The sequence below is a fragment of the Corynebacterium stationis genome (assembly GCF_001941345.1).
Classification (GTDB): Bacteria; Actinomycetota; Actinomycetes; order Mycobacteriales; family Mycobacteriaceae; genus Corynebacterium; species Corynebacterium stationis.
In genome coordinates, this window is record NZ_CP009251.1 from 2,338,394 (window position 1) to 2,353,358 (window position 14,965).

16 protein-coding genes and 1 tRNA gene are annotated in these 14,965 nt (G+C 54.8%); 7 read left to right on the forward strand and 10 right to left on the reverse strand.

All coding sequences use genetic code 11. From position 1 onward, the window contains the following. Positions 1 to 65 precede the first annotated feature (65 nt). The 5 genes from CSTAT_RS10900 to CSTAT_RS10920 are packed head-to-tail and all read left to right on the forward strand — an operon-like array spanning position 66 to position 3,259. On the forward strand, positions 66 to 581 hold the full coding sequence (locus CSTAT_RS10900) for a methylated-DNA--[protein]-cysteine S-methyltransferase (protein ID WP_075723497.1): 516 nt from the start codon (positions 66 to 68) through the stop codon (positions 579 to 581). Between the two features lie 36 nt (positions 582 to 617). After that, complete coding sequence (locus tag CSTAT_RS10905) at positions 618 to 1,106, forward strand: RNA polymerase sigma factor (protein WP_075723498.1); 489 nt, start codon at positions 618 to 620, stop codon at positions 1,104 to 1,106. Next, positions 1,099 to 1,689, forward strand: coding sequence for a methylated-DNA--[protein]-cysteine S-methyltransferase (locus tag CSTAT_RS10910; RefSeq protein WP_075723499.1), 591 nt, complete (start codon positions 1,099 to 1,101; stop codon positions 1,687 to 1,689). Before CSTAT_RS10905 ends, CSTAT_RS10910 begins: the two co-directional genes overlap by 8 nt. After that, positions 1,686 to 2,333 carry a DNA-3-methyladenine glycosylase I gene (locus tag CSTAT_RS10915; RefSeq protein ID WP_066797926.1) on the forward strand — a complete coding sequence of 216 codons (648 nt, stop codon included), beginning with the start codon at positions 1,686 to 1,688 and terminating at the stop codon, positions 2,331 to 2,333. The genes CSTAT_RS10910 and CSTAT_RS10915 overlap by 4 nt, the downstream gene beginning before the upstream one ends. Then, the gene (locus CSTAT_RS10920; RefSeq protein WP_075723500.1) at positions 2,330 to 3,259 is read left to right on the forward strand and encodes a DNA-3-methyladenine glycosylase 2; all 930 of its coding nucleotides are present in this window, start codon (positions 2,330 to 2,332) and stop codon (positions 3,257 to 3,259) included. The genes CSTAT_RS10915 and CSTAT_RS10920 overlap by 4 nt, the downstream gene beginning before the upstream one ends. Here the strand turns inward: CSTAT_RS10920 and CSTAT_RS10925 are convergent. The 5 genes from CSTAT_RS10925 to CSTAT_RS10945 all read right to left on the reverse strand — a co-directional run bounded on the left by CSTAT_RS10925 (position 3,244) and on the right by CSTAT_RS10945 (position 7,252). Beyond that, complete coding sequence (locus tag CSTAT_RS10925) at positions 3,244 to 3,711, reverse strand: SgcJ/EcaC family oxidoreductase (RefSeq protein WP_075723501.1); 468 nt, start codon at positions 3,709 to 3,711, stop codon at positions 3,244 to 3,246. The genes CSTAT_RS10920 and CSTAT_RS10925 overlap by 16 nt on opposite strands. Before the next feature lie 28 nt (positions 3,712 to 3,739). Further along, positions 3,740 to 4,228 (reverse strand): hypothetical protein, encoded by a 489-nt coding sequence (locus tag CSTAT_RS10930; protein ID WP_066796186.1) that lies wholly within the window; start codon positions 4,226 to 4,228, stop codon positions 3,740 to 3,742. A 40-nt stretch (positions 4,229 to 4,268) separates the two neighbouring features. Beyond that, on the reverse strand, positions 4,269 to 5,381 hold the full coding sequence (locus tag CSTAT_RS10935) for a cytochrome P450 (RefSeq protein WP_075723502.1): 1,113 nt from the start codon (positions 5,379 to 5,381) through the stop codon (positions 4,269 to 4,271). 105 nt (positions 5,382 to 5,486) lie between these two features. Further along, a tRNA-Lys gene (locus CSTAT_RS10940) sits at positions 5,487 to 5,559 on the reverse strand. Positions 5,560 to 5,746: 187 nt separating this feature from the next. Next, positions 5,747 to 7,252: an acetyl-CoA hydrolase/transferase family protein gene (locus CSTAT_RS10945; protein ID WP_075723503.1), complete on the reverse strand. Its 1,506-nt coding sequence runs from the start codon at positions 7,250 to 7,252 to the stop codon at positions 5,747 to 5,749. A gap of 234 nt (positions 7,253 to 7,486) precedes the next feature. Here CSTAT_RS10945 and dusB point away from each other — a divergent pair, with 234 nt between their 5' ends. Together dusB and phoU are read left to right on the forward strand one after the other, a co-directional pair. Then, the gene (gene dusB / locus CSTAT_RS10950) at positions 7,487 to 8,632 is read left to right on the forward strand and encodes a tRNA dihydrouridine synthase DusB (RefSeq protein WP_075723504.1); all 1,146 of its coding nucleotides are present in this window, start codon (positions 7,487 to 7,489) and stop codon (positions 8,630 to 8,632) included. 109 nt (positions 8,633 to 8,741) lie between these two features. Next, complete coding sequence (gene phoU, locus CSTAT_RS10955) at positions 8,742 to 9,470, forward strand: phosphate signaling complex protein PhoU (RefSeq protein ID WP_075723505.1); 729 nt, start codon at positions 8,742 to 8,744, stop codon at positions 9,468 to 9,470. Between the two features lie 137 nt (positions 9,471 to 9,607). Here the strand turns inward: phoU and pstB are convergent, their stop codons facing one another. The 5 genes from pstB to mshD all read right to left on the reverse strand — a co-directional run bounded on the left by pstB (position 9,608) and on the right by mshD (position 14,893). Beyond that, the gene (gene pstB, locus CSTAT_RS10960; RefSeq protein ID WP_066796200.1) at positions 9,608 to 10,381 is read right to left on the reverse strand and encodes a phosphate ABC transporter ATP-binding protein PstB; all 774 of its coding nucleotides are present in this window, start codon (positions 10,379 to 10,381) and stop codon (positions 9,608 to 9,610) included. Positions 10,382 to 10,420: 39 nt separating this feature from the next. Next, positions 10,421 to 11,338 carry a phosphate ABC transporter permease PstA gene (gene pstA, locus CSTAT_RS10965; protein WP_075723506.1) on the reverse strand — a complete coding sequence of 306 codons (918 nt, stop codon included), beginning with the start codon at positions 11,336 to 11,338 and terminating at the stop codon, positions 10,421 to 10,423. Between the two features lie 14 nt (positions 11,339 to 11,352). Further along, positions 11,353 to 12,423 (reverse strand): phosphate ABC transporter permease subunit PstC, encoded by a 1,071-nt coding sequence (gene pstC, locus CSTAT_RS10970; RefSeq protein WP_075723909.1) that lies wholly within the window; start codon positions 12,421 to 12,423, stop codon positions 11,353 to 11,355. Positions 12,424 to 12,607: 184 nt separating this feature from the next. Further along, positions 12,608 to 13,726 carry a phosphate ABC transporter substrate-binding protein PstS gene (gene pstS, locus CSTAT_RS10975; protein ID WP_066796206.1) on the reverse strand — a complete coding sequence of 373 codons (1,119 nt, stop codon included), beginning with the start codon at positions 13,724 to 13,726 and terminating at the stop codon, positions 12,608 to 12,610. A gap of 237 nt (positions 13,727 to 13,963) precedes the next feature. Then, positions 13,964 to 14,893 carry a mycothiol synthase gene (gene mshD / locus CSTAT_RS10980; protein WP_075723507.1) on the reverse strand — a complete coding sequence of 310 codons (930 nt, stop codon included), beginning with the start codon at positions 14,891 to 14,893 and terminating at the stop codon, positions 13,964 to 13,966. Positions 14,894 to 14,965: the final 72 nt, after the last annotated feature.

Genomic DNA, 14,965 nt, shown 5'->3' on the forward strand with positions numbered 1-14,965 from the left:
AAGCGTCTACTAGTTAAGGCCCGGGTTAAGACCCAGGAGAAATTCCCACCATGGAGGAAAGTCTTATGCCCGATTTAAGACACGGCACCATCGACACGGTGCTGGGTGAGCTGACCCTGGTGGCTAACGGCGATAACCTGCGGGCGCTGTATTTCCCCGGGCACTGGCATCTGCCGGACTCCTCCACGTTTGGCGCGGACATCGACGCGACAAACGACGAGTACTTTCAAACAGTAAAGGTGGAACTCGATGAGTATTTAGCTGGTCAGCGCACGCAATCTACCATTGCGGTGCAGCCACAGGGCAATGATTTTTCGCAAGAAGTGTGGGCGCTGCTGCAAGAGATTCCCTACGGCGAAACCATGACCTATGGCGAGATTGCCCAGCAGCTAGGAAACAAACATTTAGCGCAGCGTGTAGGTCAGGTCGTAGGCCGCAATCCGGTAAGCATCATCATCCCGTGTCACCGCGTTATTGGCTCGGATGGCTCCTTGACCGGCTACGCAGGCGGACTCGACCGCAAGCGCTTCCTCTTAGAATTGGAAGAGCCCGCAGAAGTCACCGAGACCCGGTTGTTTTAGACTCCAGCGAGTTTAAAACCTTAGAAGGTATAGCTGATGAATCTTCCTTTTGAACAGGCAGTAGCAACCCACGGTGAGACCGTACTGTGGGTATGTCGGGCAGTGTTGCGCCCTGGCAGCGATGCTGATGGTGCTTGGTCAGAAACCTTCCTTGCAGCGCTCAAAGCCTGGCCGGAATTGGATGAGAACACCAATGTTGAGGCCTGGCTGGTGCGCGTGGCCCACCGCAAAGCAATAGACATCACTCGCCAACTTTCCCGGCGCGCTCGTATGGTCTCTCCTACCCCACCAGAAGAACTTCCAGAGTGTGAAAATGGGGTGGAGGGGGCATCGATAAGCAACTGCGATATCTGGCAGCTGGTTGCCGCCTTGCCGCTCAGACAACGGCAAGCAATTGCCTATCACTACCTCGGCGGGTTGAGTTACCGGGAAGCGGCGGAGCTGATTGGCTCTAATGCGGATGCGGTACGCCGCGCGGCGGCAGACGGAATGAAGAAACTACGAAAGAGCTACCGACATGATTGATAAATCGCACTTTGCCGTGGAGACTGGGGCAACGGACAAGCTCCATGCCCAACTGGTGGAAAATGCCCAACGCCTAGGGCTTTTGGACGTGGCTTACCGCTATGTGGACACCCCGGTGGGCACCTTGCTGCTTGCTGCGACCGACAAAGGCCTGGTGCGTGTGGCTTTTGAGTGCGAAGGTTTCGATGCTGTGTTGGAAACGCTTGCGGCACAAATCAGCCCGCGCATTTTAAAGGCTCCGGACAGATTGGACGTTGTGGCGAGCGCGCTGGATGAATACTTCGCGGGGACCCGGCACAGCTTTGAACTTCCCGTGGATTATGCGCTGTCGACGGGGTTTCGCCAGACCGTGCAGCAATACCTGCCGCTGATTGCCTATGGCCATACTCGCTCTTACAAGGAGGTTGCCGAATCCGTGGGCAATCCGAAGGCGGTGCGCGCTGTGGGCACGGCGTGCGCGACCAACCCGCTGCCTGTCGTGGTTCCGTGCCATCGCGTGCTGCGTAGCGATGGCTCCCTGGGCGGCTACATTGGCGGGTTAGAAGCGAAAACAGCACTGTTGGGACTGGAGCAGGGAGCATGAGCAGCATGAGCAAGGAATCCCACCCGCAAAAATTAGATTCCGGGATTGTACTCGGTGAGGACGGCTTGGCGCGGCCTAAGTGGGCGAGTGTGGATCCCATGCTGCGCGAGTATTACGACACCGAGTGGGGCATGCCTATTCGCGATGAGCAGGGTCTTTATGAACGCTTGAGTTTGGAAGCTTTCCAAGCAGGGCTGTCGTGGGCGACCATTTTGCGCAAGCGCCCGGCTTTCCGCACTGCTTTTGCCGACTTTGATCCGGAAAAGGTCGCCCGCTTTGACGATTCGGACGTAGAACGCCTGTTGAATGATGCGAGCATTGTTCGCAACCAGAGGAAAATCCTTGCCACCATCAATAACGCCCACGCCACCATCAAGCTGCGCGACAAAGGCGGATTAGCTGACTTCATCTGGTCTTTCCAGCCAGACAAGACACCGCGCCCGCGCACTATCGAAGAAATCCCCACCAAATCTGCGGAATCCCTGGCCTTATCGAAGGCTCTGCGCAAGGAGGGTTTCAACTTCGTTGGCCCCACCACCATGTACGCGTTGATGGAAGCCGTCGGGATCGTGGATACTCACCTTCTAGATTCCCACCGGCGCGGCAGCTCCGGGGTGTGGCCAGCAGATTCAGCATCATCATGAGTACTCCAACCACCATTGAGCTACAGGCCAACGGCGCGTTAGATCACGCCGCGGTCATCGCCAACTTAAAGTCGCATACGGTCGCGGGCTTGCAGGACTTCAACCCGGAGACTAAGCAGCTCTCGCGCTGGATTGAGGTTTCCGGCACCCAGCAATTTGTGCAAGCACAGCTTATCGATGCCCACCTTCGCCTCACCACCTACTCGCAGGACCCGCTAATTAATGACGCCATTGCCCTGCGCGTAAAGCATTGGTTCGATTTGGATACTGACCTTGCCCCCATCAACGCGCACTTGGCCCAAGACCCGCTTTTTGCGACACAGGTAAGCCAACGCCCTGGCATTCGCATTACGCGCCACCACGTGCCCTTTGAAGGCACTATTTTGGCTGTCCTAGGTCAACAGGTAACCCTGTCCACCGGCCGGCTTTTCGCGGCGCGCCTCGTGGAAGCTTTTGGCGCGGCTCCGTCAGCAGAGACTGCCGAAGCAAAACCGCCGAGAAGCTTAGCTGCTTCTCGGCTGCGCATGTTCCCCGCCGCACAAAAGCTTGCTGCAACACCTGTCGATGAGCTTCGCGCCGCGGTAAAGCTCACCAACTCGCGGGCGCGCACTGTGTCTGAAGTCGCGAAGTTCTTTGCCGAGCGTGGCCCTCATTCTGAACATGTTGAGCTTCCTCCCCGCGAGGAACTAGCAACCGTCTATGGCATCGGCCCGTGGACGCTTGATGTTTTAGCTATCCGCGCAGCATGCGAGAAGGACGCGTTTCCGGCTTCCGATGCAGTCTTGCGCCGCATTTTGACTGCGGCCGAGCCAGGATTCGGCTTAGAGAAGAACCATGACGCCGTGCGTGTTGCGTCGTGGAGCCCTTATCGCAGCTACGCCGCCCAACGTCTGTGGGCGCGATTAAATGATCAGGCGTCGGGTTGATTGCCATAGTGCGCGGGGTTGAGTCTGCCTTCTGCTGCAATATGGGTTTCTGCACCGTTAATGCGGTCAGTATTGTGCGCGGAAACCGCCAACCACCCGCCACCCGCTTGGCGCTGCACGGTAAAGCTGATGACCCCGCGGCGTTTACCGGCTTCGCGGTTTTCATGTGATTCTTGGCCTGTCAGTGTCCAGGCTGCGTGCACGACCGCGACGTCCGCGCCCAGGTCCCGCACCGCTGTTCTGCCTAGTTTCATATGCGAGTTGCGAAAAATTTTGCGGAAGCCATAAGCATGTGCCTGGCGAATATGTTCGCGGTCATGCCACCAGAGTCCAACCACGTTGACGAATTCGGCATCCTCCACAAAGAGCCCGGCTAACGCTTCCGCATCATAGTCATTCCAAGCTGCGGCGAATGCTTCCGCGACAGCAAGCGGGGTGTCTCTAATTTCCATACCGGATCCGCCTCTAAGCTAGATTTTTCTAGGCCCGCAGGTGCGCTAATACCAAGCCAACGGGGATGCTGAAGAGCATAATCACCAGCGCCGCGATAAGCAGCCAACGCGCAATAACTGCTGCCCTACTGCTGTCCTCCACTGTGATTTTTCGTTGCAACGCAATCCACAGCAGATACACCAACGGTATGAGAAGAACGATTCCACCGACATCCACCAGTAGTGGCAAAGACAGCAGCGAACCAACGATGACCGCGGCATTGCCCAGGTTCCACCCAATCAACAGTGCCCAACCGCCACGGCCTGCTAACCAGTGCGCGATGAACTGCCCCACCAAATACACCGGAACGCCTGCCACGAGCACGAGATAGGCTGCGAGCCAGCTGCCTTTTTCAATGCCCAGCGGTGAAGTCACTGCTGCGACCGCTCCGCCAAGAAGCACAAAGACGCCCCCGATAATCATCAACCACTGCTGCAACAACGCCTGTGAAACATTAGCCCCAGTCTCGTAGCTCATCGTGCCGTCACTTCCTCAAATCGTCTTTTGCCATAGGGTTTTATTCTCCACCTGTTTTACGCCGAACCAGCCGCGCAGGTGATCTTTCCCAGCCTCCAATGGCACTGCGCACGCCCTCGAGTTTCGCACCGGCTTCATTCACCGCAACTACTTCGCAGCGCGCGAGTGCCTCAGTCCAAAAGGCTCGCAATTCCGCCATAGATAGTGCTTTTCCTGGACAACAGTGCGGCCCAGTCCCCCACACTAGGTTGTCCTTCGCATGCCCTTGGGGGTCAAAGCCTTCAAAGACCTTCGGGTCGCGGTTGGCACCGGTCCAATGAATGTGTACGCGAGTGCCCTGCGGAATATGAGTTTGCCCGATATCGACCGGGCACGTGGTCACACGCCGATTGCTGACGAAAGGATTATCGATTCGCAAGATTTCATCAGCGATGGCCTCAAACTCACGCTGACCCCCATGCTCGCCTGGCTTCAAGATGACTCGCACTCTGTCCTGCAGCTCAGGCGCGTTCGCGAAAGCCACTGCAATAACTTCAATGCACCGAGCCATCGAACCTAAATCACCTGCCGTCCAGTTGCGCAGGATGGAAACAACTTCCTCATGCGAGAGCCCATGCCCAGTTGCAAGCAGATGGGTTTCTGACCCAACAGGGGCCTCTGCTACAGCGATACGGATGATGGCATCGAATTCTTCTGCCACTCTCTTGGTCCATTGCCTGTCCCCGCTCACGCGAGCGCGGTCATTGTCTTGAATCCAATCCAAGAGACGCTGCGTGAGATGCTCCGGCCACTGCAACCAGCCCTGCATAGCGAGCACTGCATACAACCGAGCTAAAGCACCTATGTCAGTGACAGCGCCATCGGAGAGCGCATCGCCCACAACTTGGTCCGCGGCTGCGTGAAACTGCGGCACAAACGTCTCTACTCGCCCTGGCGCTAAGTAACTATCGACGAGCGCTCGTGCCTCGGCGTGCGCTTTTCCATCGAGCCCGTTCGGGATTTGCAGATGCGCTGAAACGCGGGAAGAAAACCGCCCAGGATCATTTGCTGCCGCAACAGCTTCAGCGTGAGCAACAATGACCAATTCGTCGCCCTGGGGAACAATTGCTCGACCTTCAAGATGGGCTTTATCGGCAAAATCTCTCGGATACACACCCCAAATCTTATCATTAAACGAAAAAAGCCGTGTTTAATGATGGGGGAAGAGAAGACATAAAGAAAAACACCGCTGAACTGTATCAGCGGTGTTTTTCTTTTGTGGGCCCTGCGGGGATCGAACCCGCGACCTGCGGATTAAAAGTCCGTAGCTCTACCAACTGAGCTAAAGGCCCAACGAGAAACTATCTTAATGCCCCAAGGTAGAAATTTGAAAACCGGGGGCACTTAAACACAAAAAAGCAGCTTAAAGAGATAAGTTTTAAGGCCCATAACAAAGGACCTGCCGGAGAATTTCTTCGGCAGGTCCTCAGCTATGCCCGCGAGTACCGCGGGTTCATCGATAAGCGATGCGTGCTTTTCTTACTTCTGCTCGCCGCGCATATCGCCGTACTCAGCGAAGTTGCGCTGGAACTCGAACGCGGTAGCCAAGTCGTGTGGAGTGTGAACGAACTTGTTCTGCATTGCACGATCGAAGTAGTCCTGCAGCATTGGACGGTAATCAGGGTGTGCAACCGCAATGATGCGCTCAACACGCTCACGTGGAGCCAGGCCACGCAGGTCAGCTACACCGTACTCGGTGATGATGACCATGGTGTCGTGCTCAGTGTGGTCAATGTGGGAAGCGAAAGGAACAATCGCAGAAATAGCGCCGTCCTTAGCAACCGATGGGGACACGAAGGTGGTGATGTAGCCGTTACGGGTGAAGTCACCAGAACCACCGGTGCCGTTCATGATGCGGGAGCCGCCAACGTTGGTCGAGTTGATGTTGCCGTAAATATCGGCCTCAATCATGCCGTTGGAAGAAATCAGACCGACACGACGGATAACCTCTGGGTGGTTAGAGATCTGCTGCGGACGCAGGATGATGCTTTCCTTGTAGCGGTCAGCGTTCTCGTTCATCTTGTCTGCGTACTCAGGAGACAAAGCGAAAGAGGTAGCGGAAGCAACGGTCATCTTGCCCGCGTCGATCAGGTCCAGCATGCCGTCCTGGATAACCTCGGTGTAGGCCTTAATGTTTTCGAACTTGGAGTCCAAAAGACCAGCCATCACAGCGTTAGGAACGTTGCCCACGCCGGACTGCATGATGAAGCCGTCGTACTCTAGGCGGCCAGCTTCAACTTCGCCCTCTAGGAAGTGGATGAAGTTCTGAGCAATCTTTTCCGAGACCTCATCTGGTGCGCGGAAAGGAGCGTTGCGGTCTGGCGCGTTAGTTTCAACAACTGCGACAACCTTCTCCGAAGGCAGCTCGATGAAGGTTTCACCAATACGGTCTTCAACCTTGGTGATTGGAATTGGCTGACGGTTAGGAAGCTTGGCAACACGGTAGATATCGTGCATGCCCTCAAGGTTCTCCGACTGCCAAGAGTTAACTTCCAAGATGATCTTGTCAGCAGCTTCGATGTACTCGAGGTTGTTACCAACCGCGGAGGAAGGAACGATGTTGCCGTCCTCAAGAATGCGAACTACCTCAATAATCGCAACCTGGAAGTCACCATTGAAGCCCTCTTCAACCTGCTGACCAGAGTGAGAAAGGTGAATATCCTGGTACAGGATCTCGCCAGCGTTAGCCTTGTTACGCAGAATTGGATCGGAGTTGTAAGGGGAACGGAAACGCAGTGCGTTTGCTTCCGCCAATACACCGTCACAATCAGGAGCGGTAGATGCGCCAGAGTACAAGTCAATCTGGAACTCTTCGCCCTTTTCATGCGCAGCCTTAGCCTTTTCCGCGATAGCGGTTGGCAAAGCCTTTGGGTAGCCAGCACCGGTAAAGCCGGAGATGCCTACAACGTCGCCGTGGTTGACGAACTGTGCTGCTTCTTCAGCAGACATGACCAGATCCTTGTAATTACCAATCCTGTCAGACAAATTAATTACCTCCTTGTAATGGCACGCTGCCGCAACACGTGACGGTTTTACCTTTACATGTGAAATTTCAGCAGTGGCACTGTTTTAAGTTACATAGCCCACAATAGCTAACATTTACATTGTATGCCCAATCGTTTGCACTCGCTGTAATCACTCCCTGCCACATCCTGAGCTGGGATGGGTACATGTCACTCACATTTGCCAAACAGCCCGGGTAAAGAGGACAATAGCGGCGTGTCTTTAGAAATTGGAAACATCGCCCTTTCCTCCCCTGTCATCCTCGCCCCGATGGCCGGGGTAACTAACGTTGCTTTCCGCTCGCTATGCCGTGAGCAGGAAGTTCGGCGTACTGGAACCGTCTCCGGACTTTATGTCTGTGAGATGGTTACTGCGCGTGCTCTGGTTGAGCGCAACGAAAAGACTATGAAGATGACCACTTTCGCGCCCGATGAGGACCCGCGTTCTTTGCAGCTGTACACCGTCGACCCGGAGTACACCTACAAGGCCGCGAAAATGATCGTCGATGAAAATCTCGCGGATCACATCGATATGAACTTCGGCTGCCCGGTGCCGAAAATCACCCGCCGCGGCGGCGGTTCAGCCTTGCCATATAAGCGCCGTTTATTCGGCAATATTGTGGCTGCAGCGGTCAAAGCGACCGAAGGCACCGATATTCCCGTCACCGTGAAATTCCGCGTCGGCATTGACGATGAGCACCACACGCACCTGGACGCTGGACGCATCGCGGTAGAAGAAGGCGCAGCCGCCGTAGCTTTGCACGCACGTACCGCTGCGCAGCGTTACTCCGGCGAAGCCAACTGGAATGAAATCAAGCGCTTGAAAGAACACCTCGCGCACACCGGAATTCCGGTGTTGGGCAATGGCGATATCTTTAAAGCCACCGATGCCCACCGAATGATGGAGGAAACCGGCTGCGACGGCGTTGTAGTCGGCCGCGGTTGCCTGGGTCGCCCGTGGCTTTTCGCTGAGCTTTCGGCACAGCTGCGCGGCGAGGACATCCCTTCGGAGCCGACTTTGGGAGAAGTTGCACAGATCATCGTGCGCCACGCAGAGCTTATGGCTCATTACGACGGCGAGGCTCACGCTACCCGCGATATCCGCAAGCACATTGGCTGGTACCTGCGTGGCTTCCCCGTCGGCGGTGAGGTTCGCTCTGAACTAGCGCGCGTGGAGTCTCTGCAGCAGTTGCGCGATCTGCTTGCCCCTTGGGCCGATTCGCCAGCGCTTGCCGATGACGCCGATGGCCCACGTGGCCGTCAAGGCTCCCCGGGCAAGGTCGTGCTGCCAGAAGGCTGGCTCGATGACCCTGAAGATGAATCCGTACCTGAGGGTGCCGAGCTCATGCACTCTGGCGGATAGTCTCAGATTCAAATAAAAATCATTGATATTACCCACATTTAGGGCAGACCCACGGGAATCTCTTTGCCCTCGCCGCGCGTAGTGGGGATGAATGTCATAGACTACCGGTATGCGTAACGCTTATCGGGATGAATTGAACGCCTTCGCACACGACCTAATCGTGATGTGCGATGGTGTTTCGGCGATCATGCACAAGGCTTCCCAGGCGCTATTGACAGCTGCGCTGCAACCCGCGGAAGAAGCCATCTCACTCTCAGATGAATTAGATGAAGTCCGGATCCGCTCAGAAGAACGCGCGGTAGAACTGCTCGCTTTGGAAAATCCGGTTGCCAAGGATCTCCGTCAGGTCGTGTCTTCGATTTACATCGTCGAAGATTTACAGCGCATGGGTGGACTAGCCAAGCACATTGCTAATGCCGCACGCCGGCGCCACCCCGAGCCGGTCATTCCGGATGCCTACCTAGGTTATTTCAAGGAAATGGCACGCCTAGTAGAAGATATGGTCACGTTAACCCGTGACGTTTTGGTGGATCCAGACGCCGATGTTGCGCTGCGGCTAACCAGTGAGGATGACGCCGTTGATGACATCAATGAGCATCTGCTCAATGTTTTAACCCGCCGCGAGTGGACGGAGACCACGCGTGCTGCAGTCGATATTGCGCTGCTATCACGCTTTTACGAACGCTATGCCGATCACTGTGTAAACGTTGCCGCCCGCGTCGTATTTCTTATAACGGGGCTCACCCCAGAAGAGTACCTAGCAGAGCGCGAGAGCAAGCAGGAACGTGCAGATGCGGAAGCTCGCTTCCAAGCGCTAGAGCGCCAATTCCGCCGCTAGGAAAGCAGCGCTAGGGCAACAGCACCGAGCAGCTCCCCTTCCCACAGGCATAGAAAAGTCCAGCCACACTCTCTGACTCGAAAAGAGTGTGGCTGGACTTTATGCTCGGACAATCAAATCTGTAGGGAGATGTCCTTTTAGCCGAAGCGGCCGGAGATGTAGTCTTCGGTTTCCTTCTTATCTGGGTTTTCGAAGATCTTCTTGGTCTCGTTGAATTCCACAAGGTGTCCAGGGCGGCCAGTTGCTTCCAAGGAGAAGAAACCAGTCTTATCGGATACACGTGCAGCCTGCTGCATGTTGTGGGTAACGATCACGATGGTGAAGTTTTCCTTCAGCTCGTGGATCAAATCTTCCACAGCAAGGGTCGAAATTGGGTCCAGTGCCGAGCATGGCTCATCCATGAGCAGAACTTCTGGCTCCACAGCGATCGCGCGAGCGATGCACAGACGCTGCTGCTGACCACCGGAGAGGCCGCCGCCTGGCTTATCCAGACGGTCCTTGACCTCATCCCACAGGTTTGCGCCGCGAAGAGACTTCTCAGCTACTTCCTTGAGCTTCTTCTTGTCCTTGACGCCGGACAGCTTCAGGCCCGCCACCACGTTGTCCTCGATGGACATGGTTGGAAATGGGTTAGCTTTCTGGAAGACCATGCCGATGGTGTTGCGTACGGAGACTGGGTCAATCTTTGAGCCGTAGATGTTTTCACCGTCGAGCAGGATTTCACCCTTGACATATGCGCCAGGGATAACTTCGTGCATGCGGTTGATACTGCGCAGAACTGTGGACTTACCACAGCCGGATGGGCCAATGAACGCGGTCACTGCCTGAGCCGGGATGTGCATATTGACATTTTGCACAGCGTGGAAATCACCGTAGAAGATGTCCACGTCATTGAGTTCGAGCTTTGACATTAATACTCCTGGAAGAAATAAAGGTGGTGGAAAGGCGCGCTACTGTTTGATGGAGAATTTCGCGGAAATTACGCGAGCACCAATATTTAAAATTGCGATGATCAGAACCAGCGTGAATGCTGCGCCCCACATCTTGTCAAGAACATTCGGGTTCAAACCGGCCTTGAACATATCGAGCATCATCAACGGCAAGGAAGACATTGGGCCACCGGTGGGGTCCCACTTCAGCGCCGGGGTGGTACCAACCAGAATCAGAACTGGTGCAGACTCACCCATGATGCGGGCAATCGCCAGCATGATGCCGGTTGCAATACCGGACAATGCAGTTGGAAGAACAATGCGCGCGATAGTCTTCCACTTTGGAACGCCAAGAGCGTAGGCAGCTTCGCGCAAGTCCATTGGAACAACGCGCAGCATTTCTTCGGTGTTGCGAACCACAATTGGAATCATCAGCAGCAACAGGGACCAAGCCACGGCCAAGCCGGAGCGGTCGAAACCTAGGACCGTAATCCAGGCCGCGTAGACGAACAGTGCTGCAACGATCGAAGGCACACCGGACAAGATATCCACCATGAAGGTTGTGGTGCGTCCGAGCCAGCCGCCACGGGAGTACTCAACCAAGTAGATTGCGGTGAAGATACCGATAGGGATAGCGATGATAGATGCTAGAACCGACTGCACCAAGGTACCGATAATCGCATGGATCGCGCCGCCTCCTTCTTGGGCGTAGCGGGTACCCAGCATGTCATCGGTCCACCATTCAGCGTTGAGCACTGGTGGAAGGCCCTTAGAAATCAGTTCCCACAGAACGAGAATCAAAGGAATTACTGCTAAGCCCATGCAGAAGTAGATGAGATACTTAGCGATATTATCGGTGGCCTTGCGGCGAGCCGAGATTTGCAAGAACGCGGAGGTTTTACCGACTCCGGTTTGTGCAGGAGCTGTAATGCTAGTCATTTTTTACAACCTCCCTATTTCTTGCCCGCAACAATCGAGCGGGCAATCGCGTTGACCACGAAGGTCAAGAGGAACAGGACTAGGCCGGCAGCAATATAAGCGCCTGCCTTGATGTCGTTATTAAATTCCGGTGCCGCGTTCGCAATCGCGGTTGCAAATGTCGTACCACCGTCAAATAACGAACCGCGGAATGCGGTCGATGGGGAAACCACCATGTATAGCGCCATGGTTTCACCAAGGGCGCGCCCCAAGCCGAGCATCGAACCGGAGATGTAGCCGGACATACCGAAAGGCAGCACGGTCATGCGTACAACTTCCCAGCGGGTAGCGCCGAGAGCCAATGCGGATTCGACCTGGCCTTTAGGCGTCTGCACGAAGATTTCGCGTGTGGTTGCGGCAATGATTGGCAAAATCATGATTGCTAGAACAATGCCACCGGTAAACAGGTTACGGCCGGTTTCAAACGATGGGCTGTTGCTGTAGGTCGCAAACAGGAAGAAGCCGCTCCCCCAGCTTTCAATCCACTTGTAGAAGCCAGATAGGAATGGGCCAAGCACCAGCCAGCCCCACAGGCCGTAAACGATGGAAGGAACTGCAGCTAGCATGTCGACCAAGTAGCCCATTGGCTTAACGATGGACTTTGGTGCGTAGTTGGACAAGAAGATCGCAACGCCCAAAGCAATTGGCATAGCGATGATCAACGCCAAGACTGACATCATGACGGTTGCTGCGAACAGGTTCGGAATGCCGAAGTACATGTTCTCAACATCGGAGGTATTCCACGTATCGGTGTACGTAAAGAATCCTAGGAATCCGTTGGCGTTTCGGTTAAGTGCAGGAATTGCACGGAGGACAAGGAAGATACCGATGGCGGCAATGAATACCGTAATCAGTGTTGCGGATGCAGTGGATAGCGTTTCGAAAACGCGGTCGCCGATGCGACGAACGGCTTTCGGAGTGGCACCGTTATCTACACCTGCAGGTGCCGCGGCACCGCTGGAGTTTACGGTCACCGGATGGGTATCAACGATTCGGTTATCTTCCAGTTTGACGTGGTCGCCCGAGGTCGAGTTGTAGTCAGCCATATGGCGCAGCCCTTCAACTTCATGGATTTTATTATTGGTCACATTCACCGCCTACGCGGCGCGACGCCCCCGGGAGGCATTCAGGAGTGTCGTAAGCACACCATACAAGCCAGCGGGGGCGTTGCACTTTCCCAAGTTCCTGAGAATTTAAGAAGTACACGTTGTTCGTAGAACAACCATTAGATTAGCTGTTGATTGCTTCAACAGCCTCAACGAGGCGGTCATAATGGCCACCGGTTACTGGAATGTGGCCAGCCTCAGACAGGCCCTCATCCTGGTAAGCCAGTGCGGTCATCAGGAAGTCCTTGACCAAGTTTGCCTCATCTTCGCTGTATCCACCGGAGCAAACAATCTCGTAGGTGGTCAGGATAAGTGGGTAACCTGCATCGGAAGCGAAGAGTGCATCGGAGTCGACAACCATGTCGTTGCCCTCGGTGGTGAACTCCATAGCCTCAAGTGCCGCACCCACGGACTCTTCGTTCAGCTCGGTTGGGCCGTTGCCGAAGTCGATGTTCGCAATGTCCAGACCGGAGTCTGCTGCGTGAGAGTGCTCGACGTAGGTGATGCCACCGTTGATCTGCTGAACCTGGGTAGCAACACCGGAAGAACCGTTTGCGCCTTCACCAACTGCGGTTGGGAAGTTGGTGCCTTCGCCTTCCCAGTCACCGGTGGAAGCGCTCAGGAACTTCTGGAAGTTGTCCGAGGTACCGGACTCGTCGGAACGGTAAACCACGGAGATGTCAGTATCTGGCAGTTCAACGCCTTCGTTCTCAGAAGCGATTGCGTCATCGTTCCACTTGGTGATGTCGCCAGCGAAAATCTTACCCAGGGTTTCGGTGCTCAGGTTGATGGACTCTTCAACGCCCTCAAGGTTGTAGGCGATTGCAACTGGGCCAATAACGAATGGCAGGTGCCATGCATCGTTGCCGCCACAGCGCTCTGCAGCTGCCTCTACCTGGTCCTCCTCCAGAGGGGAGTCAGAACCTGCAAAGACTACCTGGCCAGCGACGAAGTTGGTACGGCCGGAACCGGAACCAGTTGGGTTGTACTCCAAGTAAGCGTCGCCACCAGTGGCTTCCTGGTACATCGCACCGAAGTAGTCCATGGCGTTTTGCTGAGAGGACGCACCTTCAGCAACTAGGCCGCCGGTTGCGCCAGAGAGTGCGTAACCGCCAGGCAGCTCTGCTGCTGCTTCGCCGCCGTTTGCAGAATCATCTGCGGAATCAGAGCAAGCTACCAGTGCGACAGAGGAAGCTGCGACGGCACCGATGATGGCAGCGGAGCGCTTAAAGTTGCGAATCACGGGGAAACCTTTCCGGTTAATTTCAGGGGAATTTCATTGATTGTCCGAGCACATCTACGCCCTCTTACTGCCTCGCTTCTGCGTAGATTTTTGGGAAATCTTTCAAAAGTTTTAAGCAGCCGAATCTCAGGCTGTTGTGCTCACGAGTTGCTAACCTATCTGCCGAGGGTTAACCGCAATAGTGCCTTCTGGTTAACAAATGGTTAACTTAGACAATTTCCGCCGTGAATCTCATCACTACATCTCTTCCGCTATATCGGAGATCTCATAAACCACGTGATTTTCCGCGATTTCGAAACCCAAACGCTCATAAGCTTTGACCGCTGGCTCATTATCAGCCTCGACGTACAAAATGACGCGTGTGGCACCTTTTTCCACCATGCGCTGCAAACCAGCATTAAGCAATGGCCCACCTAAACGGCGTCCGCGGTAGTCATCTGACAAGCCCACCACGTATACCTCGCCAAAGCTTGGCGATACTTCATCGTGCCACTTCGTCCAGTGAAAACCAGCCATTTCCGGCAATTGCTGAGCAGAATCTGCTGGCACGTCCCAGAAGAAGATGACATCTTCTTCATCAAACCAATCAGGCTCCATGCCGCGGTGCAGGCGTTCAATATCCCAGCCACCTTGTTCTGGGTGCCAAGAAAATGCCTGGTTATTGGATTTCAACCACTGCTTCTCCACGTGTTCTTTGCCAAAACGTTCAACGGATCGTGCATAGTTTGCTACCACTAATTCTGTTTGTGGTTTCTGTGCCGCAGCCTTTAGCGCATCCTCTTCGATGGCCATCACCAGTAAGTGCCGGGTAATGCGCAAGCCCTTTGCCTGCGCCAATGCTTGTGCACCGTCGAAGTTGCCATGTGCCCACACCGGCGTCGGCAAAACAGCTTCCAACAACGCTATACCGCGGCCTTGCTGGCGTGCGTCAGGAACAACAAATAGCTCTGCGCTGCTGCCATCGCTTGCGGCAACTGCTTCAACTTTTCCTGCAGACTCAATAACCCAATGTTGGTGGTTTAGCCGCGCATCTCGCAGTCCAAAAAGAAACTGTTCTGAAAATGGGTCAATGCCATCATGCTTGCTGGTTTCTGCAGCTGCGGCCTCAACTGCTGCGGCAAGCTCAAGATTGTCAGAAATAGAAATGTTTTGCACGTTAAAAGTCATATCCCCACCCTAGTGATTCGCTCGTGGGTTAGTAAGCTCTTAATTATTGCACCATCTAGCTAAGGATTTCAT

Excerpts from the sequence above, each read along its gene's own strand:
- pstB (WP_066796200.1), bottom strand. The coding sequence starts at position 10,381 with ATGTCAAAGCTCGAACTCAATGACGTGGACATCTTCTACGGTGATTTC.
- CSTAT_RS10920 (WP_075723500.1), top strand. The coding sequence starts at position 2,330 with ATGAGTACTCCAACCACCATTGAGCTACAGGCCAACGGCGCGTTAGAT.
- pstC (WP_075723909.1), bottom strand. The coding sequence starts at position 12,423 with ATGGCTGACTACAACTCGACCTCGGGCGACCACGTCAAACTGGAAGAT.
- CSTAT_RS10925 (WP_075723501.1), bottom strand. The coding sequence starts at position 3,711 with ATGGAAATTAGAGACACCCCGCTTGCTGTCGCGGAAGCATTCGCCGCA.
- CSTAT_RS10930 (WP_066796186.1), bottom strand. The coding sequence starts at position 4,228 with ATGAGCTACGAGACTGGGGCTAATGTTTCACAGGCGTTGTTGCAGCAG.
- CSTAT_RS10910 (WP_075723499.1), top strand. The coding sequence starts at position 1,099 with ATGATTGATAAATCGCACTTTGCCGTGGAGACTGGGGCAACGGACAAG.
- pstA (WP_075723506.1), bottom strand. The coding sequence starts at position 11,338 with ATGACTAGCATTACAGCTCCTGCACAAACCGGAGTCGGTAAAACCTCC.
- mshD (WP_075723507.1), bottom strand. The coding sequence starts at position 14,893 with ATGACTTTTAACGTGCAAAACATTTCTATTTCTGACAATCTTGAGCTT.
- CSTAT_RS10915 (WP_066797926.1), top strand. The coding sequence starts at position 1,686 with ATGAGCAGCATGAGCAAGGAATCCCACCCGCAAAAATTAGATTCCGGG.
- CSTAT_RS10900 (WP_075723497.1), top strand. The coding sequence starts at position 66 with ATGCCCGATTTAAGACACGGCACCATCGACACGGTGCTGGGTGAGCTG.
- phoU (WP_075723505.1), top strand. The coding sequence starts at position 8,742 with ATGCGTAACGCTTATCGGGATGAATTGAACGCCTTCGCACACGACCTA.
- CSTAT_RS10905 (WP_075723498.1), top strand. The coding sequence starts at position 618 with ATGAATCTTCCTTTTGAACAGGCAGTAGCAACCCACGGTGAGACCGTA.